General features: G+C 64.9%; 20 protein-coding genes. 5 read left to right on the top strand and 15 right to left on the bottom strand.

All coding sequences use genetic code 11. The features are described from left to right. Positions 1 to 4: 4 nt before the first annotated feature. Both soxY and soxX read right to left on the bottom strand, forming a co-directional pair. A complete protein-coding gene (gene soxY, locus JQ572_RS17670) occupies positions 5 to 490 on the bottom strand; it encodes a thiosulfate oxidation carrier protein SoxY (protein ID WP_211384081.1) in 486 nt (161 codons plus the stop codon). Between the two features lie 37 nt (positions 491 to 527). Next, positions 528 to 881, bottom strand: a complete 354-nt coding sequence (gene soxX / locus JQ572_RS17665) for a sulfur oxidation c-type cytochrome SoxX (protein ID WP_211384082.1) — start codon at positions 879 to 881, stop codon at positions 528 to 530. A 301-nt stretch (positions 882 to 1,182) separates the two neighbouring features. On the opposite strand from soxX, the gene JQ572_RS17660 reads away from it, so the two are divergent. Next, the gene (locus JQ572_RS17660; protein WP_211384083.1) at positions 1,183 to 1,857 is read left to right on the top strand and encodes a DUF938 domain-containing protein; all 675 of its coding nucleotides are present in this window, start codon (positions 1,183 to 1,185) and stop codon (positions 1,855 to 1,857) included. Between the two features lie 177 nt (positions 1,858 to 2,034). On the opposite strand, the gene JQ572_RS17655 is transcribed toward JQ572_RS17660, so the two are convergent. Then, positions 2,035 to 4,104 (bottom strand): prolyl oligopeptidase family serine peptidase, encoded by a 2,070-nt coding sequence (locus JQ572_RS17655; RefSeq protein WP_211384084.1) that lies wholly within the window; start codon positions 4,102 to 4,104, stop codon positions 2,035 to 2,037. A 199-nt stretch (positions 4,105 to 4,303) separates the two neighbouring features. Here JQ572_RS17655 and JQ572_RS17650 point away from each other — a divergent pair, with 199 nt between their 5' ends. Both JQ572_RS17650 and JQ572_RS17645 read left to right on the top strand, forming a co-directional pair. Beyond that, positions 4,304 to 5,551, top strand: coding sequence for an MFS transporter (locus tag JQ572_RS17650; RefSeq protein ID WP_211384085.1), 1,248 nt, complete (start codon positions 4,304 to 4,306; stop codon positions 5,549 to 5,551). 130 nt (positions 5,552 to 5,681) lie between these two features. After that, on the top strand, positions 5,682 to 6,920 hold the full coding sequence (locus JQ572_RS17645; protein ID WP_211384086.1) for an MFS transporter: 1,239 nt from the start codon (positions 5,682 to 5,684) through the stop codon (positions 6,918 to 6,920). 69 nt (positions 6,921 to 6,989) lie between these two features. Here the strand turns inward: JQ572_RS17645 and JQ572_RS17640 are convergent, their stop codons facing one another. Both JQ572_RS17640 and JQ572_RS17635 read right to left on the bottom strand, forming a co-directional pair. Next, on the bottom strand, positions 6,990 to 7,484 hold the full coding sequence (locus JQ572_RS17640) for a VOC family protein (RefSeq protein WP_211384087.1): 495 nt from the start codon (positions 7,482 to 7,484) through the stop codon (positions 6,990 to 6,992). Between the two features lie 89 nt (positions 7,485 to 7,573). Continuing rightward, positions 7,574 to 8,119, bottom strand: coding sequence for a carboxymuconolactone decarboxylase family protein (locus tag JQ572_RS17635; RefSeq protein ID WP_211384088.1), 546 nt, complete (start codon positions 8,117 to 8,119; stop codon positions 7,574 to 7,576). Positions 8,120 to 8,258: 139 nt separating this feature from the next. On the opposite strand from JQ572_RS17635, the gene JQ572_RS17630 reads away from it, so the two are divergent. Continuing rightward, positions 8,259 to 9,458 (top strand): acyl-CoA dehydrogenase family protein, encoded by a 1,200-nt coding sequence (locus tag JQ572_RS17630; protein WP_211384089.1) that lies wholly within the window; start codon positions 8,259 to 8,261, stop codon positions 9,456 to 9,458. A gap of 146 nt (positions 9,459 to 9,604) precedes the next feature. Continuing rightward, positions 9,605 to 10,744 carry an acyl-CoA dehydrogenase family protein gene (locus JQ572_RS17625; RefSeq protein WP_211384090.1) on the top strand — a complete coding sequence of 380 codons (1,140 nt, stop codon included), beginning with the start codon at positions 9,605 to 9,607 and terminating at the stop codon, positions 10,742 to 10,744. 240 nt (positions 10,745 to 10,984) lie between these two features. On the opposite strand, the gene JQ572_RS17620 is transcribed toward JQ572_RS17625, so the two are convergent. The 10 genes from JQ572_RS17620 to JQ572_RS17575 all read right to left on the bottom strand — a co-directional run bounded on the left by JQ572_RS17620 (position 10,985) and on the right by JQ572_RS17575 (position 20,208). Then, positions 10,985 to 12,022 carry an amino acid ABC transporter substrate-binding protein gene (locus JQ572_RS17620; RefSeq protein WP_211384217.1) on the bottom strand — a complete coding sequence of 346 codons (1,038 nt, stop codon included), beginning with the start codon at positions 12,020 to 12,022 and terminating at the stop codon, positions 10,985 to 10,987. A gap of 132 nt (positions 12,023 to 12,154) precedes the next feature. Continuing rightward, complete coding sequence (locus JQ572_RS17615) at positions 12,155 to 12,748, bottom strand: L,D-transpeptidase (protein ID WP_211384091.1); 594 nt, start codon at positions 12,746 to 12,748, stop codon at positions 12,155 to 12,157. A gap of 241 nt (positions 12,749 to 12,989) precedes the next feature. Further along, positions 12,990 to 13,964: a hypothetical protein gene (locus JQ572_RS17610; protein ID WP_211384092.1), complete on the bottom strand. Its 975-nt coding sequence runs from the start codon at positions 13,962 to 13,964 to the stop codon at positions 12,990 to 12,992. A 106-nt stretch (positions 13,965 to 14,070) separates the two neighbouring features. Beyond that, on the bottom strand, positions 14,071 to 14,199 hold the full coding sequence (locus tag JQ572_RS17605) for a DUF2474 domain-containing protein (protein WP_211384093.1): 129 nt from the start codon (positions 14,197 to 14,199) through the stop codon (positions 14,071 to 14,073). Further along, complete coding sequence (gene cydB, locus JQ572_RS17600; protein WP_211384094.1) at positions 14,199 to 15,209, bottom strand: cytochrome d ubiquinol oxidase subunit II; 1,011 nt, start codon at positions 15,207 to 15,209, stop codon at positions 14,199 to 14,201. The genes JQ572_RS17605 and cydB overlap by 1 nt, the downstream gene beginning before the upstream one ends. Continuing rightward, on the bottom strand, positions 15,206 to 16,615 hold the full coding sequence (locus JQ572_RS17595) for a cytochrome ubiquinol oxidase subunit I (protein WP_211384095.1): 1,410 nt from the start codon (positions 16,613 to 16,615) through the stop codon (positions 15,206 to 15,208). The genes cydB and JQ572_RS17595 overlap by 4 nt, the downstream gene beginning before the upstream one ends. Before the next feature lie 141 nt (positions 16,616 to 16,756). Beyond that, positions 16,757 to 17,320, bottom strand: coding sequence for a thioredoxin family protein (locus tag JQ572_RS17590; protein WP_211384096.1), 564 nt, complete (start codon positions 17,318 to 17,320; stop codon positions 16,757 to 16,759). Positions 17,321 to 17,351: 31 nt separating this feature from the next. Continuing rightward, a complete protein-coding gene (locus JQ572_RS17585) occupies positions 17,352 to 18,050 on the bottom strand; it encodes a cytochrome c biogenesis CcdA family protein (RefSeq protein WP_211384097.1) in 699 nt (232 codons plus the stop codon). Between the two features lie 506 nt (positions 18,051 to 18,556). Then, entirely contained in the window at positions 18,557 to 19,168 is a 612-nt protein-coding gene (locus tag JQ572_RS17580; RefSeq protein ID WP_211384098.1) for a sigma-70 family RNA polymerase sigma factor, read from the bottom strand. 302 nt (positions 19,169 to 19,470) lie between these two features. Beyond that, the gene (locus tag JQ572_RS17575; RefSeq protein ID WP_211384099.1) at positions 19,471 to 20,208 is read right to left on the bottom strand and encodes a response regulator; all 738 of its coding nucleotides are present in this window, start codon (positions 20,206 to 20,208) and stop codon (positions 19,471 to 19,473) included. Positions 20,209 to 20,215 lie beyond the last annotated feature (7 nt).

The raw sequence follows: 20,215 nt of genomic DNA, 5'->3' as shown, positions 1-20,215 counted from the left end.
CTCCCTAGCCGCCGCAGCCGCCGACGGTGACCTTGACCTCTTTGGTCGCGCTGTAGAGCTTGCCGTCGGCTTCCACGATCGCGGTCAATTTGGTGGTCTTTGCCATCTTCAGGCGGTTGGCGACACTCGGCATGGTGCCGTCGGGAATCCTGTAGCTTGCCGCGAGCGCGTTCGGATTCTCGGCCACGAAGAACGAGATCGAGGTGACCTTGTCGAGCGTCGTCGTCACCGAGATCGGCACGACGCCGCCGTTTTCGGCGATCTCGGGGGCATCGAGCTTGACCTTGTCGGACGGCTCGGCGGTCTTGCCATAGAGCGCCTTGATCGCATCGGCCTCGTTCTTCTGCTTGAAGGCGTCTTCCGGATATTTGTCGTTGGCCGCGGCGCGGGCGGGAGCGAACGGCAGATTGCCAAGGCCGAGCAGCGCGACCGAGGCCGCGCCCTGAAGGAGCAGGCGCCGCGTCGGATGAGGGCCGGTGGTCGTGGTCATCAGAGTTCTCCTGGACAATCTCTTGGCGTGCCGGCGGTCACAGTGTTTGCAGGAAATCAACGATCGCGCTGATTTCCTGCTCGGTCAAAATCCTGTTCCGGCCGAACGGCGGCATCATGGTCTGCGGATTGCGCTTGGTCTCGTCGAAGATGATCGCGCTCAGCTCGTTGCGGTCGGGGTACTTCGCCTTGAGGTCCTTCAGTTCCGGCCCGATCGTGCCCGGCAGGTCGCCGCCCTTGATGACGTGGCAGGTCAGGCAATTGCCCTTGCCGCGGTCGAAGGCGAGCTTCTGGCCCTCGGCCACGGCGGATTGCGCCAGCGCCGGGCCGGCGAGGCCGGCGGCGAAGGCCAGCAGGAGGAGCAGGGCAGGCGTCCGGGAAAAAGCGGTCAAGGCGTCATTCCGAGGCGTTATGTCGTTGGTCTCGATCGCGGAAATAGAAGCGTTCCAAAGCACAAAGGGCATCGCCTGACAATCAAGACTATGCACGGGGCAAAATGGAGTTAATATCTTCCGCATTGCAACTAAAGAGATTGTCTGTTCGGCGGGTTTGGCCCCGAGAGTAAGGTCACTGGCGCGGGGGGCGGCTGTTTTCTCGGCGTATTTCCTGGACGTGTTTCCTCGACGTGTTTCCTAGGCGTTTGGGCGCTCATCCTGTTTTCATCGCGTTCTCGTTTTTTCAAGGGGACCTCACTTGGCGGACTATGTCGTCGAATTTGGCAGGGATGGCGGACGGGTCGAGCCGGACGGCCGGCTCGATGCGCCGGCATTTCATCGCAATCACGAACCGCTCTGGGCAGCACTGCAGAAGCATCTTGCGGGCTGCACCGGCAACGTCGTCGAGCTCGGCAGCGGAACCGGCCAGCATGTGGTCCATTTTGCCCGCCATTCGCCGGGCCTGATCTGGTGGCCCAGCGACCTCAACCAGCGCCACCTCAAGAGCATCGAGGCCTGGCGCGTTCATTCGGGCCTGCAAAACATCCGCTCGCCGCTGCGGATCGATCTCACCGATCCGGACTGGTGTCCTGAGATGAAAAGCGGACAGGCGCCGACAAGCCTTGCCGCATTGTTCTGCGCCAATGTCATCCACATCGCGCCATGGAGCGTGGCCGAGGGCCTGTTCGCCGGCGCCGGCCGCCACCTGCGGGCGGACGGCAAGCTGTTCCTCTACGGCCCGTTCAAGCGCGACGGCAAGCACACTGCGCTCAGCAATGCGGTGTTCGACACGTCCTTGCGCGAAGGCAATCCCGATTGGGGCGTGCGCGACATCAGCGATGTCGAGACGCTCGCTCGCGGGGTTGGCCTCCGTCTCGTCGATACGATCGACATGCCCGCCAATAATCTCACGCTGGTGTTTGCGCGGGCTTGAGGCGCGGCGTTGCTGCGAAGCCGCTCGGCCTCTATGGTTCGAGACGCGCCGTAAGGCGGCGCTCCTCACCATGAGGGTCTAGGACTTCGCCGCGAAACGAGACCTCATCCTGAGGAGTCGCGGAGCGACGTCTCGAAGGATGGCCGCGAAGCTCCTGCATCTCAGAACACTAGCCCGTCACGCCTCGCCGTCCCGCCAGCCGATCTTGTCCTTCAGGAACCGGAAGCCGAGCACCTCGAAGCCGGCGCGCTCCCTGTTGTCCTTGCCGTAGCCGTGGCCGCCGGCTTCCGGCTCGTAGAACCAGGCCTCATAACCCATCGCCTGGAGTTTTGCCGTCATCTTGCGCGCATGGCCGGGATGGACGCGGTCGTCGCGCCGCGTGGTGGCGATCAGGATCGGCGGATAGGTTTGGCCGGCTTTGACGTTGTGATAGGCCGAGTAGGTCTTCAGCCAGTCCCACTCCTCCGGCTTGTCTGGGTCGCCATATTCCGCGATCCAGCTCGCGCCGGCGAGCAGCCTGGTGTAGCGGCGCATGTCGATCAGCGGGATGGTGCAGAACAGCGCGCCGAACCGTTCGGGGTAGCGCACCAGCATGTTGGTGATGAGGATTCCGCCGTTCGATCCGCCTTGCGCGGCGATGCGCTTTGCGCGCGTCACGCCACGGCGGACCAGATCGGCGGCAACGGCCGCGAAATCATCATGCGACAGCTTCTTGCCGGCGAGCCGGCCGGCATCGTGCCAGCGCGTGCCGAATTCGCCGCCGCCGCGCAAATTCGCCTGCACCGTCGTGCCGCCGCGCTCCAGCCACAGCTTGCCGAGCGAGGCGTTGTAATAGGGCTTCACCGAATGGGCGAAGCCGCCATAGGCGCTCATATAGACCGGCGCATCCCCGGTCTCGCCGGCGGGACCGGTCTGAACATAGGGAATGCGCTCGCCGTCGATCGAGATCGCCTCGTGCTGCGTCACCACCAGACCGTCGGCGGTGAACGTCTTCGGCGCCTGTTTCAGCACGGTCGGACCTGCAACGCCGCGTTCCATCAGCAGCAGCGACGGCGGCGTCAGCGGGTCCTGCACATTGGCGAGCAAATCGCCATTGCTTTCGGAGGGATGGCGGTCGAGCGGCCAGATGTCGACGACGCCGATCTGCGGCAGGCCGGGAAGCGTCTCGCGGCTCCAGCCGGTGGCTGATGGCGTGCAGATCTCGAAGCGCGGCCTGAGCTCGTCGAGGATCGAGAGCACCAGCCTGTCTGCCGCCCAGAAGAAGCCCTGGACGGCGCGGCGCGGCGCCGGCTCGAACAGCACCGTGAATTCGCGGCCGCCGGCCAGAAAGACCGAAAGCGAGATGCCGAGCACGGCATCGGCCTTGTACGTCCGTCCGTCCACCGGCCAATCCGCGCGCGGCTTGACCGTGAGCCAGTCGCCCTGGGCTTGCAGTTCTATGTTGGTGGGAAGGTCCATCTTCGAGAGCGGACCGGTCTGGTCTCCGATCGAGACGCTGAAGTTGAAGAAATCCAGCATGCGGCCGAACCATATCGTTCGGTTTGATGTCATGCGATCGACATGGCAATACGCCGCCATATCGCTCGCCGAGGCTTCGAACAGCACCGTGGCCTGTTCGACCGGTTGGCCGCGCCGCCACAGCCGCACGGTTCGTGCATAGCCGGATGTCGTCGCCATGCCCTCGCCATGGGCGCTCGCCAGCAGCAGCGCGTCGGCATCGAGCCAGTCCACGCCGCCTTTCGCTTCCGGCAACGCAAAACCGTCCGCAACGAAGCTCTTCGTATCGAGGTCGAATTCGCGCAAGGTCACGGCGTCGCTGCCGCCGCGCGACAGGCTCAGAATGGCGCGCGAGCTTCCCGGCATCGTGGCGATGCCGCTCAGCAGCCAGTCTTCGCCTTCCTTCGCCGCGAGCCGGTCGACATCCAGCATGATCTCCCACGCCGGATCGGCCTTGCGAAATTCCGCCAGCGTGGTCCGCCGCCACAGGCCGCGCGGATTGGTGGCGTCCTTCCAGAGGTTGTGCAGATCGTCGCCGCGCCGGCTGACATAGGGAATGTTATCCGGGCGATCGTAGATCGCCGCGAGAATGTCGCGGTCGCGCGCGAAGGCCGCGCCGCCGAACGCGTCGAGCGTCAGGCTGTTCTGCCGCGCGACGAAATCGAGCGCCTGCTTGCCTTCGATCTCCTCCAGCCAGAGCCAGGGATCGTCGTCGGGAGCGCTGAGCGTGGGCCTGTCGTCGACGGTCATGAACGAAACTCCCGGAAGATTGCGGCGGATAGGATTTGATCGAGCGCAAGCCGTCAAGAGCGCGGCCCGCTATCATCCGTTTGATTGCGTCAGAGGCATGGCCTGCGCCCGTTTGCGCCGGTTGCCCGCCCTCCCGCGCCCCTCCATAGTGCCGGGAATCAACAGAGCCCCTTGAAGGCCCTTTGGGGCGGAAATGCCGATGCTAGACGTGACTTCAGCCAACGAGATCGTCGACGACGTCCGCGTGCGCGCCAACGTGGTGCGCCTTGCCGCCGCGCAGGCGCTGACCGGCGCCAACTCGGCGGTGATCTTCGCGACGGGCTCGATCGTCGGCGCCACGCTCGCGCCGGACATGTCGTTCGCGACCGTGCCGATCTCGATGTATGTGCTTGGGCTCGCCGCTGGCACGCTGCCGACCGGTGCGATCTCGCGCCGCTTCGGCCGCCGCGCCGCCTTCATCGTCGGCACGGGTCTGGGCACGCTCACCGGCCTGTGCGGCTCCTTCGCGATCCTGCGCGGCTCGTTCGCGCTGTTCTGTCTGGCGACCTTCCTCGGCGGTCTCTACGGCGCGGTGGCGCAATCCTATCGCTTCGCCGCCGCCGACGGCGCCAGCGCAGCTTACCGGCCCAAGGCGGTGTCGTGGGTGATGGCGGGCGGCGTGTTTGCCGGCGTGCTCGGTCCGCAGCTCGTGCAATGGACCATGGACGTCTGGTCGCCCTATCTGTTCGCCTTCAGCTTCCTGGTGCAGGCGGCGGTGGCGTTGGTCGCCATGGGCATCGTCGCCGGCGTCGACATGCCGAAGCCGGCCCCGGCCGATCTGCATGGCGGCCGTCCGCTCATGACGATCGTGACCCAACCGCGCTTCATCGCGGCCGCTTTGTGCGGCGTCATCTCCTATCCCATGATGAACCTGGTGATGACTTCGGCGCCGCTCGCCATGAAGCTGTGCGGGCTGAGCGTCAGCGATTCCAATTTCGGCATTCAATGGCACATCGTCGCCATGTACGGGCCGAGCTTCTTTACGGGCGCGCTGATAAGCCGCCTCGGCGCGCCCAAGACCGTCGCGATTGGCCTGTTGCTGGAAGCCGGAGCGGCCACCATCGGTCTTTCCGGCATCACCGCGATGCACTTCTGGGCCACGCTGATCGTGCTCGGTATCGGCTGGAATTTCTCCTTCATCGGCGCCTCCGCGCTGGTGCTGGAGACGCACCGGCCGCAGGAGCGCAACAAGGTGCAGGCCTTCAACGATTTCCTGGTGTTCGGCATGATGGCGATCGGCTCGTTCTCGTCCGGCCAGTTGCTCGCCAATTACGGCTGGTCCGCGGTGAACATGGTGGTGTTCCCGCCGGTGGTGCTCGGCCTCGTCGTGCTCTTGCTGGTCTCCAGGGCGCGCCGCCGCAAGGCGCGGCTGGAAGCGGCGATGGGCGAGTTCCCGGATGCGATCTGAGTTGGCAGGAGGCTGTCAGCAGCGTTGATACTTCGATCGCGGTCGAAGTGATTTTCTGCTCCCACGTCGATACATGATGGTCGTCATGGACAGAAAATCACAACGCGGGGGATGCGAAGGAGAAGCGCAAATGCTCGACAATCCCCGTCACGGCGCACCGATCGACGAATCCTCCCTCCGTTACGAAGGCTGGCGCATCGTCGCGGTCTGCTTCCTACTCGCGACCTTCGGCTGGGGGCTCGGCTTCTACGGCCAGAGCGTCTACGTCGCCGAGCTCCAGCGTGCGCACGGCTGGTCGGCCTCGCTGATCTCCTCGGGCACGACGTTCTTCTATCTGTTCGGCGCGCTGCTCGTCGTGTTCGTCGGCGAAGCCGTCCGGAAATATGGTCCGCGGCTCTGCCTGATCGCGGGCACGCTGGCGATGGCGGCCGCCGCGGTCGCGATCGGCGCGGTGCGCGAGCCCTGGCAGCTCTATCTCGCCGATGCCGTGCTCGCCTTCGGCTGGGCCGGCACCAGTCTGGCCATGATCACCAACACCATCAGCCTGTGGTTCGACCACAAGCGCGGCATGGCCATCAGCCTCGCGCTGAACGGCGCAAGCTTCGGCGGCATCGTCGGCGTGCCGCTGCTGGTGACCTTGATCGGCCATACCGGCTTCGCCAGTGCGATGTTTAGCGTCGCCGGCGCCATGCTGATGCTGCTCGTGCCGGTGATCCTGATCGTCGTCGGCCGGCCGCCTGATCTGCATGGTTGGCACGCGGCGACGAATGCGAAGCCGCAATCGTCGGCGCAGATCCGCAAGGCCGCGCTGCGCGACGTTGGCTTCCTCACGGTGACGATCGCCTTCGCGCTGGTGCTGTTCGCGCAGGTCGGCTTCATCGTCCACCTGATCTCGTTCCTCGATCCCGTGATCGGGCGCGAGCGCGCCGCCGTGGCTGTCGCGGTGCTGACGGCGATGGCCGTGGTCGGCCGGGTGCTGTTCTCGCTGGTGATCGACCGGATCAACCAGCGCCTCGCCTCCGCGCTGTCGTTCCTGAGCCAGGCGGCGGCGCTTCTGGTCGTCATCAACCTGCACAACGACTACGTGCTGATCGCGGCCTGCGCGGTGTTCGGCTTCTCGGTCGGCAACCTCATCACCCTGCCGTCGCTGATCGTCCAGCAGGAGTTCGATTCCGCCTCGTTCGGCGTGCTGATCAGCCTCAACACCGCGATCAACCAGGTGACCTATGCCTTCGGTCCCGGCGTCGTCGGCTTCCTGCGCGATCTCTCCGGCGGCTATTCGCTGCCGTTTTATCTCTGCATCGCGCTGGAGGTGGCGGCCGCGGCGCTGATCATGGTGCGGGGTGCGCCACACGCGAAGACTTCGTAGAGACGCGGCGCCTCGACACACTCCGTCATTGCTTCGCTGCGCTCGCAATGACGAGAGGCGAAAGCGGCGTCACGCCTCCCGCTGTCGCAGCAGCTCCTCGACGTCCAGCCGCTTGGTGATCATCGCAAGCTTGCCGTCCGGCCCGAACGGCCACTGCTCCTTCGGCCGGTCCCGATACAGCTCCACGCCATTCTGGTCCGGATCGCGCAGATACAGCGCTTCGGACACGCCATGGTCGCTCGCCCCATCCAACGCAATGCCCGCCGACAGCACGCGGTGCAGCGCGTCCGCCAGCGCGGGGCGCGTCGGATAGAGGATCGCGGTGTGATAGAGCCCGGTGGTGCCTGGCGGTGGCGGCGAGCCGCCCTTGCTCTCCCAGGTGTTGAGCCCGATGTGGTGGTGATAGCCGCCGGCCGAGATGAACGCCGCGCCCGACCCCATGCGCTGCATCAGCTCGAAACCGAGCACGCCGCAATAGAAGCCGAGCGCGCGATCGAGATCGGCGACCTTGAGGTGGACGTGGCCGATCCTGGTGCCGGCATGGACGGCTTGGTTTTGCGACATGGTGCTGCTCCGTTGATCACCTCACATAAGGCGGGCCTCGGGACAGTGCTACCGGCCCATCCCGAAACCCAGCGTTTCCGGTTGGGCAATCAAGCCAGCTCCGACACCTCGCCCTCGGGCAGGCCGAACTCGAACGTGTTCAGCGTCATCGACACCAGCGTGTAATAGCCACACAGCCCGATCACCTCGACCACGCCGCGCTCGCCGAGCAGCTTCACGGCCTCATGATAGAGGCCCTTCTCGACGCCGTGGCCCTCATGCAGCGACTTTGCCACGTCGTAGATCATCCTGCCCTTGGGGTCGTCGAACTCAGGCGTGCGGCGGTCGCGGATGGCGTCGATGATCTCGGGCTTCATGCCGCCTGCAAGCGCGAGGCGCTTGTGCGCATACCATTCGTAATGAGCGGTCCAGTGCCGCGCCGTCACCAGGATCGCGATCTCCGAAAGCTTTGCCGGGAATATCGTGTCGTAGCGCAGGACCTCGCCGAGCCGCGTGGCATGACGCGCCATGTCGGGACTGTTGAGCCAGGCCATCATCGGCGCCGGCGGCTTGCCGCGCTTGCCGGCAATCGACTCGTCATAGGTCTGCCGCTGGCTCTCGTTCATTTCGCCAGGCGAAAGAAGTTTCAGGCGCATTGTTGTTTCCTCTTTGTTTTCAAGCCTCGCCGTGGCCGCGACTATAGCCGAATGCAGCGGCACGGAAGTGGTTGAATTCCACGAGACGATGGCCCAGAGTCGCGACCAATAAGTCGATTTTGCCTGATGGAAACGACGCATGACAGATTCTGAAACGGCTGATCTCGAACAATTCCGCAGCGAGACGCGCGCCTGGCTCGAAGCCAATTGCCCGCCGGAGATGCGCAAGCCCGCGACCTCCGACGCAGACGTGTTCTGGGGCGGACGCAATACGAGGTTCTCCTCCGAGCCGCAGCGCATCTGGTTCGAGCGCATGCGCGACAGGGGCTGGACCGTGCCGGACTGGCCTAGGGAATATGGCGGCGGCGGTCTGAGCGCGGCCGAGCACAAGGTGTTGCGCGCGGAGATGGCGAAGATCGGCGCGCGTCCGCCGCTGTCGAGCTTCGGCATCTGGATGCTCGGGCCGGCGCTGCTCAAATACGGCAACGAGGCGCAGAAGCAGGAACATCTGCCGAAGATCGCGGCGGGCCTGATCCGCTGGTGCCAGGGCTATTCCGAGCCGAACGCCGGCTCCGATCTCGCGTCGCTCCAGACCCGCGCCGAGAGCGACGGCGACGACTTCGTCATCACGGGGTCGAAGATCTGGACCTCCTACGCCAATTACGCCGACTGGATATTCTGTCTCGTCCGTACCGATTCCACGGCGAAGAAGCACGACGGCATCAGCTTCATCCTGTTCGACATGACCTCGAAGGGCGTGACGACCAAGCCGATTCTGTTGATCTCAGGCTACTCGCCGTTCTGCGAGACCTTCTTCGACGGCGTCCGCGTGCCGAAGTCGCATGTGGTCGGCACCGTCAACCGCGGCTGGGACGTCGCGAAATACCTGCTTCAGCACGAGCGCGCGATGATCTCGGGCATGGGCGAGCGCGGCGTCGGTCGTCCGCTCGGCCAGATCGCGGCCGATTCCGTCGGCGCCGACGCGCAAGGGCGGCTCGACGATGCGATGCTGCGCGGACGGATCGCCACCTTCGATGTCGATGAAGCCGCGCTTGCGGCCTGCGCCGAGCGCGCGGTCGATCTGGCCAAGGCGGGGCAGGCGCATCCGGCGTTCTCCTCGGCGATGAAATATTACGGCACCGAGCTCAACAAGCGCCGCTACGAGATCCTGATGTCGGCCGGCGGCGTCGATGCGCTGGAATGGGAGAGCGAGCGCTCCAGGCAAGGCGCCCGTCCGCGCGCCTGGCTGCGCACCAAGGCCAACTCGATCGAGGGCGGCACGAGCGAGGTGATGCTTGGCATCGTCGCCAAGCGTATCCTCGATCTGCCGGGGGCGTGAGGCTTTGCGTCATTCCGGGGCGCGCGAAGCGCGAACCCGGAATCCATTCATCCACCAACTCTGCCGCTCAATGGATTCCGGGTCTGGCCCTTCGGGCCATCCCGGAATGACGAAGCAAAAACAGATTTCGAATCGGAACCACGCACATGGCCCTCGTCCTCACCGAAGAACAATCGATGCTCCGCGATTCAGCGCGTGGACTGATCAGCGACAAGGCGCCGGTGCCGCATCTGCGCCAATTGCGCGATAGCAAGGATCCCACCGGCTTCTCCAAGGAGTTCTGGCATTCCTTCGCCGAGATGGGCTTTGCCGGCTTGCTGGTGCCGGAAGAGTTCGGCGGCTCTGGTCTCGGCTTCGTCGAGGCCGGCGTGGTGATGGAGGAGATCGGCCGCACCTTGATGCCGTCGCCGTTCCTCGCCACCAGCGTGGTCGCGGCCTCGGCGCTGAACCGCGGCGGCAATGCCGCGCAGAAATCCGAGTACCTGCCAAAAATCTCCAACGGCTCGCTGCTGGCGACGCTCGCGATCGACGAGGGCGCAAAGCATCGCCCGCTCCAGACCAGCCTCCAGGCAGTGCGCGCCGGCAACGGTTTCAGGCTGAGCGGTGCCAAGGCACTGGTCGTCGACGGCCACGTCGCCGACCTCTTCATCGTCGCCGCGCGCACCGCGGGTTCGGCCGGCGAGCGCGAGGGGCTGACGCTGTTCCTGGTCAACCCCAAGGCCAAGGGCGTTGCAATCGAGCGCACCATCATGGTGGACGCGCACAACGCGGCACGGATCGAGCTTGCCAATGTCGAGGTCAATGCCGACAGCGTGCTCGGCGAAATCGATCAGGGCGCCGGCCTGCTCGATGGCGTGCTCGACATCGGGCGCGGCGCGGTCGCCTCCGAAATGGTGGGCCTCAGCGAAGAGGTGTTCGGCCGCACCGTCGAGTATCTGAAGAGCCGCAAGCAGTTCGGCAAGCTGATCGGCGAATTCCAGGCGCTGCAGCACCGCGCCGCCGAGCTCTATGTCGACATCGAGATCACCCGCGCCGCCGTGATGAAGGCGCTGCAGGCGCTGGATACTGACGTTGCCAAGGCCACGTCAGCCGTCGCAGTCGCAAAGGCGCGCGCCGGCACCACCGCCACCCGCGCGGTGCAGGAAGGCGTGCAGATGCATGGCGGCATGGGCATGACCGACCAGTTCGACATCGGCTTCTTCATGAAGCGCGCGCGGGTGTGCGAGGAATTGTTCGGCGACGCCAATTACCACACCGAGCAGCTGGCCCGGGCGCGGGGGTATTGAGGCGGGGGCGGGGCAACACGGCACCCTGCGCTCCCTCCCCCCTTGCGGGGAGGGCGGGGGAGAGGGGTAGCCCAGGAAAAGGTGCGTCCGTCGCGACAGAGCCGCACGCCTCACGTAGAGCGCGAAGGATAGAGTGTGCCGTGTGGCACCCCTCTCCCTAACCCTCCCCCGCAAGGGGGGAGGGAACGCAGCGTACGCTTTGGCACCACCGTCAACGCAATGACGGCGGTTAGACCGCCCTTACCGCATCGGCGGCGCGTACTGCACGCCGCCGGCATTCCACAGCTGGTTCATGCCGCGCGGAATCTTCAGCTTGGACTTCGCGCCGATATTGCGCTCGTACATCTCGCCGTAATTGCCGACGTGGCGGATGATGCGGACGACCCAGTCCTTGGTGAGGCCGAGTTGCTCGCCGTAATTGCCCTCGGTGCCGACGAGGCGCATCACTTCCGGCTTCTTCGACTTCAAGGCCTCGTCGATGTTCTCGGAACTGACACCCAGCTCTTCCGCGTTGATCATCGCGTAGAGCGTCCACTTCACGATCATCATCCAGTCGTCGTCACGCTGGCGCACCACGGGGGCGAGCGGCTCCTTGGAGATCATGTCCGGCAGGATCATGTGGTCGCCGGGCTTCGACAGGTTCAGCCGCAGCGCGTAGAGCTGGGAGACGTCGGCGGAGAGCGTGTCGCACTTGCCGGTGTCGTAGGCCTTCACGACGTCGTCGAGCTTGTCGAACTTCATCTCTTCGTACTTCATGTTGTTGGCACGGAAGTAGTCGGCGACGTTGAGCAGCGTGGTGGTGCCGGACTGGACGCAGACCTTGCTTCCGGTCAGGTCCAGCGACGTCTCCTTGTTGCGTGCGCGCGGAAGCATGAAGCCGGCGCCGTCGTAATAGGCGACCGCGGGGAAATAGAGGTCGTAGTCGAGCTCGCGCGCCATGCTCCAGGTCGAGTTGCGCGAGAGGATGTCGACTTTCCGGCTCTGCAATTCCTTGAAGCGCTCGCTGGCGTCGAGCGGAACGAACTTCGCCTTGCCCGGATCGTCGAAGATCGCAGACGCCACCGCGCGGCAGAAATCCACGTCGAAGCCGGTCCAGTTGCCCTTGTCATCCGGGATCGAGAAGCCCGGCAGGCCCTTGTTGACGCCGCACAGAACCTCGCCGCGGCGAACCGTGCGCTTCAGGGTGCGGGTGTCGTAGAACTCATAGATGATGGCCAGAACCGCGACCAGCACGGCAACCGCGAGCCCGATCAGCAGGCCGCCTCGAAATGTGCGCATCATGTTGCTCTCTCGAAATAATCGGGAAAAGGAGTCCGAAGGAAGGCTGAGAGCATGATCCGGGCCCGGAGGGCCGCGCTAGCGCAAAGTGCGAAGCGGCTTTCCGGAAAGATCATGCTCAAATTACAAGACTTAGATTTCGGGCTTCTGCCGGATGACCACCTTGGTGCCAACAGGGACGCGATCGTAAAGATCGGCGACGTCATTGTTGACGAGACGGAAGCAGCCCGAGGACACCTTGGTCCCGATCGTATCGGGGCGGTTGGTGCCATGGATGCGGTAGACGGTGGTGCCGAGATACATGGCGCGGGCGCCGAGCGGATTGCCGGGGCCGCCGGCCATGAAGCGCGGCAGATAGGGCTGGCGCTGGATCATTTCCGCCGGCGGCGTCCAGTCCGGCCATTCCTTCTTGTTGGTGATGTTCACCAGCCCCTGCCACTGGAAGCCGTCGCGGCCGACGCCGATGCCGTAGCGGATCGCGCGCCCGCCGGGCTGCACCAGATAGAGGTGACGCTCGGAGGTCGAAATGATGATGGTGCCCGGCGCTTCGGTCGTGCGGTAGTAGACGACCTGCTTCTGCCATTCCGGATCGAGCTGGTAGGAATCGTCGGCGACCAGGCCGGGCTCGTCGCCGCGGTCGGGCTGCTGGGCGAAGGCTTGGGGTGCGGACAGGATCAGGCCGATCGCAGCCACAAACGCCCCGGTCAGGCGACGAAAATCCGTCATTTCAAGCTCTCCCCGCTGCCACAGCGCAAATCATTCGGAACCATCAAATCTCAGGGCCATGTTCATGGCAAGTTGATGGCGCGCCCGGCTGGTATGTCACGAGAATGCTTTGCTTTTTTGACGGTATCGGGCAATGCCACAAACAGGGGATGGCGCGAAAAGCCCAGATTGCTGCCCACGATGGCGGTGCGCTCCCTCCGCCGCGGTGAGATCAACTTCGCCAATTCGCGCTGGATGCTAGCTAGATCTTGTTGTTCTCCGGCGCGATCCCGAGCCGCCGGACGATTTCGGTCCCCACGGCGCGCGCCTCGAGCCGCGAGCCGATGCGCGGACTGCGAAACCGCTGTCCGGACTGCAATCGGATCACCACGATGCAATGCTCGTCCTCGGACCGGCCACGGCGCTCGACCGTGATCGTCTTCACCTCGCGCCCCGCGATATGGTCGGCGCGCAAGCTGCCGTCGCCCCACAGGCGCTCGACGCGAATGTCCTCCGGCCGAATGATCCAGAAGGCGCCGGTCACGAGATTGGCATATCTGTGCACGGCGAAAGCGGCGATCGCACCAACCGGCAGCAGCATGATGTCGACCGGGCCGGGCGGCAGGCCGCGCCAGAGCTTGTAGGCGTAGGGAACGGCACACAATGCGACGACGATCAGCGCGACGATCCTGATATCCCTTGCGGGAAACGGCTCGAGCGGATCGCCGAGACGCATCTCGGGATTGCTGGCATCGAGCGGATTGAGCGGTGCCTCGACGTCGGGGACGTCGAACTGCGCCGCGATCCGCGCCACCGTGTCGCGCACATGCGTGACGTCGGAGATCGGCGGGGAGGTCAGGCGCTCGCCCGAAGCCAGCGTGAAGGCCAGTTGGAAGCGGGCTTTCGCCCTCTTGCTGCCGGGGACCTGCAATCCGCTGATGTCGTCCTTGGCGACGATCCGCGTGCGGAGCTTTCCGAACGGACGTTGTTGCCCGATCAGGATCTCGGTCGGCGTGATGATCCACACCACCGCGGGCGCCAGCATGATGCCGGTGACGAACGCCGCTCCCAGCAGGAGCGCCGCCACGGAGATGGTCACCTCCATGGCGTCGTGGGTGAAAAGGCCCGGCGTGAAGCACAGCGCGACGGCGGCCGCGGAGCCGGCCATCACTAGCCGCTGCGCGATCGAGGAGCCTTCACGAAGGCGGATGTCGTTGCTGGTGGTCGCGTCGTCCATTGCGGGCGGCTGATTTCAAGGCCGCGAAACTCCACGGACGGGTCCGTGGAGTCAAGCCGCATCGGGGCCTGCCGCGTCAGCTATTGGGGTTCAGCGGCCGGGCCGATCATTTCGGCGCAAGCCACAGTCTGAGACCGAACGAAATCGCGGTCACGGCGCCCACCCCGCCGAGCCAGAGGATGGCGAACCACATCAGCCGCCGCCCGAGCTGCCCTGGCTCTGCCCTGCGCGGCATCAGTGATAACCGCTCCCGGCCCGGACCTTGCCGCGAAACACCCAATAGGCCCAGCCGGTGTAGCCGAGAATCAGCGGCACCAGTCCAGCCACGCCGACCAGCATGAAGATCTGACTGTTCTGCGGCGCGGCTGCCTGCCAGATCGTGATGCTCTGCGGCACGATGTAGGGATACATGCTGATACCGAGCCCGGCATAGGACAGGGCGAACAACATCAGCGAGAGCAGGAACGGTCGCGAGTCCTGCTTTTGCGCGAGGCTGCGCATCAGAAGCGCGGTGACCCCGGCGACCGCGATCGGAACCGGCGCGGCCAGGACGACGCTTGGCCAGGCGAACCAGCGCTGCGCGTACTGGATGCTGAGAAACGGCGTGGCGATGCTGACCAGAGCAATCGCCGCGAGCATCCCGAACAGCAGATACCAGCTCAGCCGATAGGCCTTGTCGCGCAGGGCGCCCTCGGTCTTCAGGATGAGCCAGGTGGCGCCCAGCAGGGAATAGCCGATGATCAGGGCGACGCCCGTCAATATGCTGAACGGCGTCAGCCAATCCCACCAGCCGCCGGCATAGTGTCGCGCCTCGACGTGCACGCCTTGCAGGATGGCGCCGAGCGCGACGCCCTGCGCCAGCGTCGCCAGCAGCGATCCGCCGGCAAAGGCAATGTCCCAGCGGTTTCGTGTGGCCGTGGTGCGCCAGCGGAATTCGAAGGCAACGCCGCGGAACACCAGACCGATCAGCATCGCGATCATGGGTGTGTAGAGCGCCGGCATCAGCACCGCATAGGCGAGCGGAAAGGCCGCCATCAGGCCGCCGCCGCCCAGCACCAGCCAGGTCTCGTTGCCGTCCCAGACCGGCGCCACCGTGTTCATCATGACGTCGCGGTCGGCCTTGGCGGGAAATAGGGGGAACAGCATTCCGAGGCCGAGATCGAATCCATCCATCACGACATAGACGAACACCGCGAAGGCGATGATGAATGCCCAGACTGTAGCGAGGTCAATGGCGGCGATCATGACAGCGCCCCTTGTCCCGCGACGCCCGAAGCCGGCGTGATTCCGGCGGCGCGCGTCGGCATGTCGCCGCCTGGCCCCTGTTCGCCGTGATGCGGCGAGGCCGCCATCAGACGCAGAATGTAGATGGCGCCCGCCGCGAACACGATGAAATAGACGGCCACGAAAGCCAGCAACGACGAGCCGACCGCGGGCGCGGCCAGCGGCGAGACGGCGTCGGCGGTTCGCAACAGGCCGTAGACCGTGAAGGGCTGCCGGCCGGTCTCGGTGGTGATCCAGCCAGCGAGCACCGCGATGAACCCCGCCGGCCCCATCGTCAGCGCGAAAATATGCAGCGGCCGGGAGACAAACAGGGTGCCGCGCCAGCGCGTCCACAGGCTGAACAGCCCCAGCGCGAAGATCAGGAAGCCGAGCGCGATCATGATGCGGAATGACCAGAATGTGATCGGCACCGGCGGCCAGTTTTCGCGCGGTACGGTATCGAGTCCCGCGAGCGGCGCGTCGAGAGAGTGCTTCAGAATCAGCGACGACAGTTTCGGGATGGCGATCTGATAGTCGACCCTGCCGGCCGCCTGATCGGGCAGGCCGAACAGGACCAGCGGCGCGCCGTCGGGATGGCTCTGGTAATGCCCTTCCATCGCCATCACCTTGGCCGGCTGATGCTCCAGCGTGTTGAGGCCGTGCTGGTCGCCCGCCAGGATCTGGATCGGCGCGACGATCGCCGCCATCCACATCGCCATCGAGAACATCACCCGCGGACCGGCAAGATGCGGGTCGCGCAGCAGGTGATAGGCGCCGACGGCGCCGACCACGAGCGACGTCGTCAGATAGGCAGCGAGCACCATGTGCACGAGACGGTAGGGAAAGGACGGATTGAAGATCACCTTGAACCAGTCGGCGACCACGAACTGGCCGTCGGCATTCACGGCGTAGCCGGCCGGGGTCTGCATCCACGAATTGGCCGAGAGGATCCAGAACGCCGAGATCAGGGTGCCGATCGCGACCATCAGCGTCGCGACGAAGTGCAGCCGCGGGCCGACGCGTTCGAGACCGAACAGCATGACGCCGAGGAAGCCCGCCTCGAGGAAGAACGCGGTCAGCACCTCGTAGGCCATCAAGGGACCGATCACCGGTCCGGTCTTGTCGGCGAAGACCGACCAGTTGGTGCCGAACTGGTAGGACATCACGATGCCGGACACCACGCCCATGCCGAAAGCGATCGCGAAGATCTTCAGCCAGTAGTGGAACAGGTTGATGAAGACCTCGCGGCCGGTCCATAGCCAGAGCGCTTCGAGCACCGCCAGGTAGCTGGCAAGCCCGATCGAGAACGCCGGAAACACGATGTGAAACGACATCGTGAAGGCAAACTGCGCGCGTGCGAGCACGATCGGATCAAGGTTCGATAACATCGGCGCTCCCGTCCAACACGACAAGTCGTGGCGATGCGGGCGCCGATCTGGCGGCTCAGCTAAGCCATCGCGCCCGGCCAGTGCATTGATGACCCATGCCGTGCTCGCATCCTATAGGACTCTTTGTCTACCTCCACGAAATCAGCTGCTGGCGTTCAGCAGCTTTGCCACGGTGCGGTCGATCTCGTCGTAGCGGCCTTCGCCGGCGTGCTGGAACACGATCTTGCCGTTCTGGTCGATGATGTATTGCGCCGGCCAATACTGGTTGCTGTAGGCGTTCCAGGTCTTGGAATCATTGTCCTGCGCCACCGGATAAGTGATGCCATGGCGCTTCAGCGCGGCCTGCACGTTGGAGGCCGAGCGCTCGAACGGGAATTCCGGCGTGTGCACGCCGACCACGACGAGGCCCTTGTCCTTGTATTTTGCATAGAGGTCGGTGACGTGCGGCAGTGTGTTGACGCAGTTGACGCAGCCATAGGTCCAGAAGTCGACCAGCACGACCTTGCCGCGGAGATCGGCAATGTTGAGCGGCTTCGAGTTGAACCAGGTGCTGATCCCGGTGAAGTCGGGCGCGGTCTGTAGGCTCGCGGCCGCGACCTGGATCGGCGCCGCGGGCGTGGCCTCGTCGCAGATGCCCGGAATGGCGGCGCCGGTCAGGGCGAAGCCGATCAGCGAGGCAGACACGGCGAGCAATTTCAGGGTCATTGAAGCGTCCTCCGGTTGAGATGCAGGGTGATCACAGGCCGATCTGGCCGGTGGGATAGAAGCCGGTGAGCCACGCCACGATCAGCGTGTCGTATTGGAAGTAGGCGGCGACCGCGAAGGCGATCACGACGAGTCCAAAACCCTGCTGGAGCCGCGGCGAGATGCGCGAAAGACTGCGCACCCGCGTGGTCGCGGCCTGTCCGCCATAGGCGATCGCCAGCATCGGGATCGCCGCGCCGATGGCGTAGGCGATCAGCAGCGTGCCGGCCCAGGCAAGATTTTTCGACGTCGCAACCAGCGTCAGGATCGAGCCGAGCACCGGGCCGGCGCAGGGCGTCCAGACCAGGCCGAGCGTGGTGCCGAGCACCAGCCCGCCGAGCGCGCCCTCGCGTTGCGTCGTGCTCGCATTGCCGAGATCGAGCCAGCCATTGAGGCGGATCGACAGCCATTCGAACGGCGCCGGCCACAGCATCAACAGGCCGAAGCCGAGCAGCAGGATCGAGGCGGCCTCGCGCAGCACGTTCGGATCGAAATCGAATGCCTGCGTGATCGCACCCAGCAGCAGCGCGGCCGCCGAGAACGAGACGACGAAGCCGAGCGCGATCATCGCGGGCCGCAGATGCCCCGCGCGCCCGATCGAAGCACCGAGCAGGATCGGCAGCATGGGCAACGTGCAGGGCGCGGCGATGGTGAGGATGCCGGCAAGGACGGCGAAGGTCAGCTCGAGCATGGGGCACTCGTGGAGGGAGTCACGAGGGCAGTTCGGGCCGGATGTGCCGGTCGTTACGTGGCGTCACACGTTCGTGACGTGTGGCTGCGTCGCGAGGCAACTGTGCCGGCGACGACGGTGGTGCGCTCCCTCCCCCCTTGCGGGGGAGGGCAGGGGAGGGGGGTAGCCCCAAGCGAGGTCGGAGTTCGTGGCACCCCCCTCCCTGCCCCTCCCCCGCAAGGGGGGAGGGAATGAGAAAGTGGTGGCCGCCTCACTCAAGTGGGCCACCGACGCCGGAGCTAGTAGCCGACAGGTAAGCCCCAGATACAAAACGACCCGGAGGGGGGCATCCCGTCCGGGTCGTTGGAGGTCTTGGGAGGTTTAAGCGAAACCGTGTGTGAGCTTTATAGGAGGGAAGTTTTTCCGCCTGATGTTGTGCTTTGTTTCAATTGTTTCGTCGGCGGTAACACTTCCGTGTCCGGGGACAGGGCCGAATGGGCGGTCCTATCCCGTTGAAATCCTTGGCCTTAGGCGGCGAAACGGTCGACGCCGGCGACCTTAAGCAACTCGGCCAATTGCTTGCGGGCGTAGAACATCCGGGTCTTCACCGTGCTCTGGGGGATGCCGATGATTTGGCCGACCTCCTCCACCGACTTCTCGTGATAGTAGACGAGGGTGATGATCTCGCGATGTGCGGGTGACAGTTTTTGCACACAGGCGCGCAGGATGGCGCTGGTGTCGCTGCGGTCGAGCGAGGTCTCCGGCGTGTCGCAATCATCCGCGATCTGGCGCACGTCTTCCTGGTCGATGTCCTCGAAGCGGCGCTGGCGCATCGCGGTCAGCGCCTTGAAGCGGGCGATCGAGAGCAGCCAGGTCGAAACCTGCGAGCGGCCCTGGAATTGACCGGCGGTCCGCCACACGTCCAGAAACACCTGGCTGACGAGGTCTTCCGCCGTGGTGGCATCGCGCACGATGCGCAGGATGAAGCGGTAGACGCGCACATTGTGACGGCAATAAAGGATGTGCATCGACGTCCGGTTGCCGTCGGCAATGCTTTCAAGAAGCATGTCGTCCGAGGTCGCCTGAGCGGCAATGATGCTCTGGCTGGCTTGGGCGTTGATGGCGATGACGTTCGGCATTGACTTGGCTCCCCGTAGCGCCGCAACCGAGCGGCGTTTCCTTGGACCAAAGTGTTAATGAGCCAACGTTTCGGGACGTCTGCACGAAAAGCGGAAAATGGTTTCGTGCGCCGCCAAATTGTTTCGTGGGACAGGGCGCGACGAAACATTCGGGGTAAAAAAGCGTGTAATTTCAATGTGCGGAAAATACGGGGGTCGAGATTTGGAGGCCGTCCGAGGCGCCGGGAACGAATTTCCGTCTGTTGCGTTCGGTTGCTGCCTCAATCTCGATGTCGTCCCGGCGAAGGCTGTTGTTATCGCCGCTACGCCTTCTCGCCTGCGGGCGAGAACAGATAGCCGCCGCCGCGGATGGTGCGGATCACGGCGGGTTTTGCGGGATCGGGCTCGATCTTGCGGCGGATGCGCATGATACGCAGATCCACGGCGCGGTCGAAGGCTTCGGCGTCGCGCGCGTTGGCCAATTCCAGCAGGCGCTCGCGCGACAGCACGCGCTTCGGATTGGCCGCGAACACCTTCAAGAGCCCGAATTCGGATGCGGTCAGCGGGTGCTCGTTGCCTTCGTCGTCGCGCAAGGCCTGGGCTTCGAGATCGAGCCACTTTGTCCCGAACCGTACCAATTGATCCTTGTCCGATTTCGCAGCCGCCGTTTCCGTCGCCGCCGCCTTCACCGGTGCGCTCCGGCGCAGCACCGAGCGGATGCGCGCCATCAGTTCGCGCAGCTCGCACGGCTTTGCCACGTAATCGTCGGCGCCGAGCTCGAGGCCGACGACGCGGTCGATCGGGCTCGCCGTCGCGGTGAGCATGATCACCGGCACGTTGATGCGGCTCTTGAGGTCGCGGATGATCGAGAGCCCGTCTTCCTCGGGCATGTTGAGGTCGAGCACGACCAGATCGGGCATGCCGCCCTGGATCGCGGTGCGCAAGCTCTTGCCGCCGTCGCACAGCGTCACGGTGAAGCCGTGCATCTTGAGGTAATCGCCGACCATCTCCCGGGCCGGGGCCTCGTCGTCGACGATCATGATGTGCTGGCTTTGGGTCATGGTCTCA

It is taken from the genome of Bradyrhizobium sp. SZCCT0153 (assembly GCF_018129995.1).
Taxonomy (GTDB): Bacteria; Pseudomonadota; Alphaproteobacteria; order Rhizobiales; family Xanthobacteraceae; genus Bradyrhizobium; species Bradyrhizobium japonicum_G.
This window is presented reverse-complemented; position numbering and strand designations above follow the sequence as displayed.

Bases quoted from the DNA above. Each gene is read 5' to 3' on its own strand.
- JQ572_RS17595 (WP_211384095.1), bottom strand. From the start codon at position 16,615: ATGTTATCGAACCTTGATCCGATCGTGCTCGCACGCGCGCAGTTTGCC.
- JQ572_RS17585 (WP_211384097.1), bottom strand. From the start codon at position 18,050: ATGCTCGAGCTGACCTTCGCCGTCCTTGCCGGCATCCTCACCATCGCC.
- JQ572_RS17655 (WP_211384084.1), bottom strand. From the start codon at position 4,104: ATGACCGTCGACGACAGGCCCACGCTCAGCGCTCCCGACGACGATCCC.
- JQ572_RS17625 (WP_211384090.1), top strand. From the start codon at position 9,605: ATGGCCCTCGTCCTCACCGAAGAACAATCGATGCTCCGCGATTCAGCG.
- JQ572_RS17630 (WP_211384089.1), top strand. From the start codon at position 8,259: ATGACAGATTCTGAAACGGCTGATCTCGAACAATTCCGCAGCGAGACG.
- JQ572_RS17645 (WP_211384086.1), top strand. From the start codon at position 5,682: ATGCTCGACAATCCCCGTCACGGCGCACCGATCGACGAATCCTCCCTC.
- JQ572_RS17605 (WP_211384093.1), bottom strand. From the start codon at position 14,199: ATGCCGCGCAGGGCAGAGCCAGGGCAGCTCGGGCGGCGGCTGATGTGG.
- JQ572_RS17650 (WP_211384085.1), top strand. From the start codon at position 4,304: ATGCTAGACGTGACTTCAGCCAACGAGATCGTCGACGACGTCCGCGTG.
- JQ572_RS17580 (WP_211384098.1), bottom strand. From the start codon at position 19,168: ATGCCGAACGTCATCGCCATCAACGCCCAAGCCAGCCAGAGCATCATT.
- JQ572_RS17590 (WP_211384096.1), bottom strand. From the start codon at position 17,320: ATGACCCTGAAATTGCTCGCCGTGTCTGCCTCGCTGATCGGCTTCGCC.
- JQ572_RS17615 (WP_211384091.1), bottom strand. From the start codon at position 12,748: ATGACGGATTTTCGTCGCCTGACCGGGGCGTTTGTGGCTGCGATCGGC.
- JQ572_RS17635 (WP_211384088.1), bottom strand. From the start codon at position 8,119: ATGCGCCTGAAACTTCTTTCGCCTGGCGAAATGAACGAGAGCCAGCGG.
- soxY (WP_211384081.1), bottom strand. From the start codon at position 490: ATGACCACGACCACCGGCCCTCATCCGACGCGGCGCCTGCTCCTTCAG.
- JQ572_RS17620 (WP_211384217.1), bottom strand. From the start codon at position 12,022: ATGCGCACATTTCGAGGCGGCCTGCTGATCGGGCTCGCGGTTGCCGTG.
- JQ572_RS17640 (WP_211384087.1), bottom strand. From the start codon at position 7,484: ATGTCGCAAAACCAAGCCGTCCATGCCGGCACCAGGATCGGCCACGTC.
- JQ572_RS17575 (WP_211384099.1), bottom strand. From the start codon at position 20,208: ATGACCCAAAGCCAGCACATCATGATCGTCGACGACGAGGCCCCGGCC.
- cydB (WP_211384094.1), bottom strand. From the start codon at position 15,209: ATGATCGCCGCCATTGACCTCGCTACAGTCTGGGCATTCATCATCGCC.
- JQ572_RS17610 (WP_211384092.1), bottom strand. From the start codon at position 13,964: ATGGACGACGCGACCACCAGCAACGACATCCGCCTTCGTGAAGGCTCC.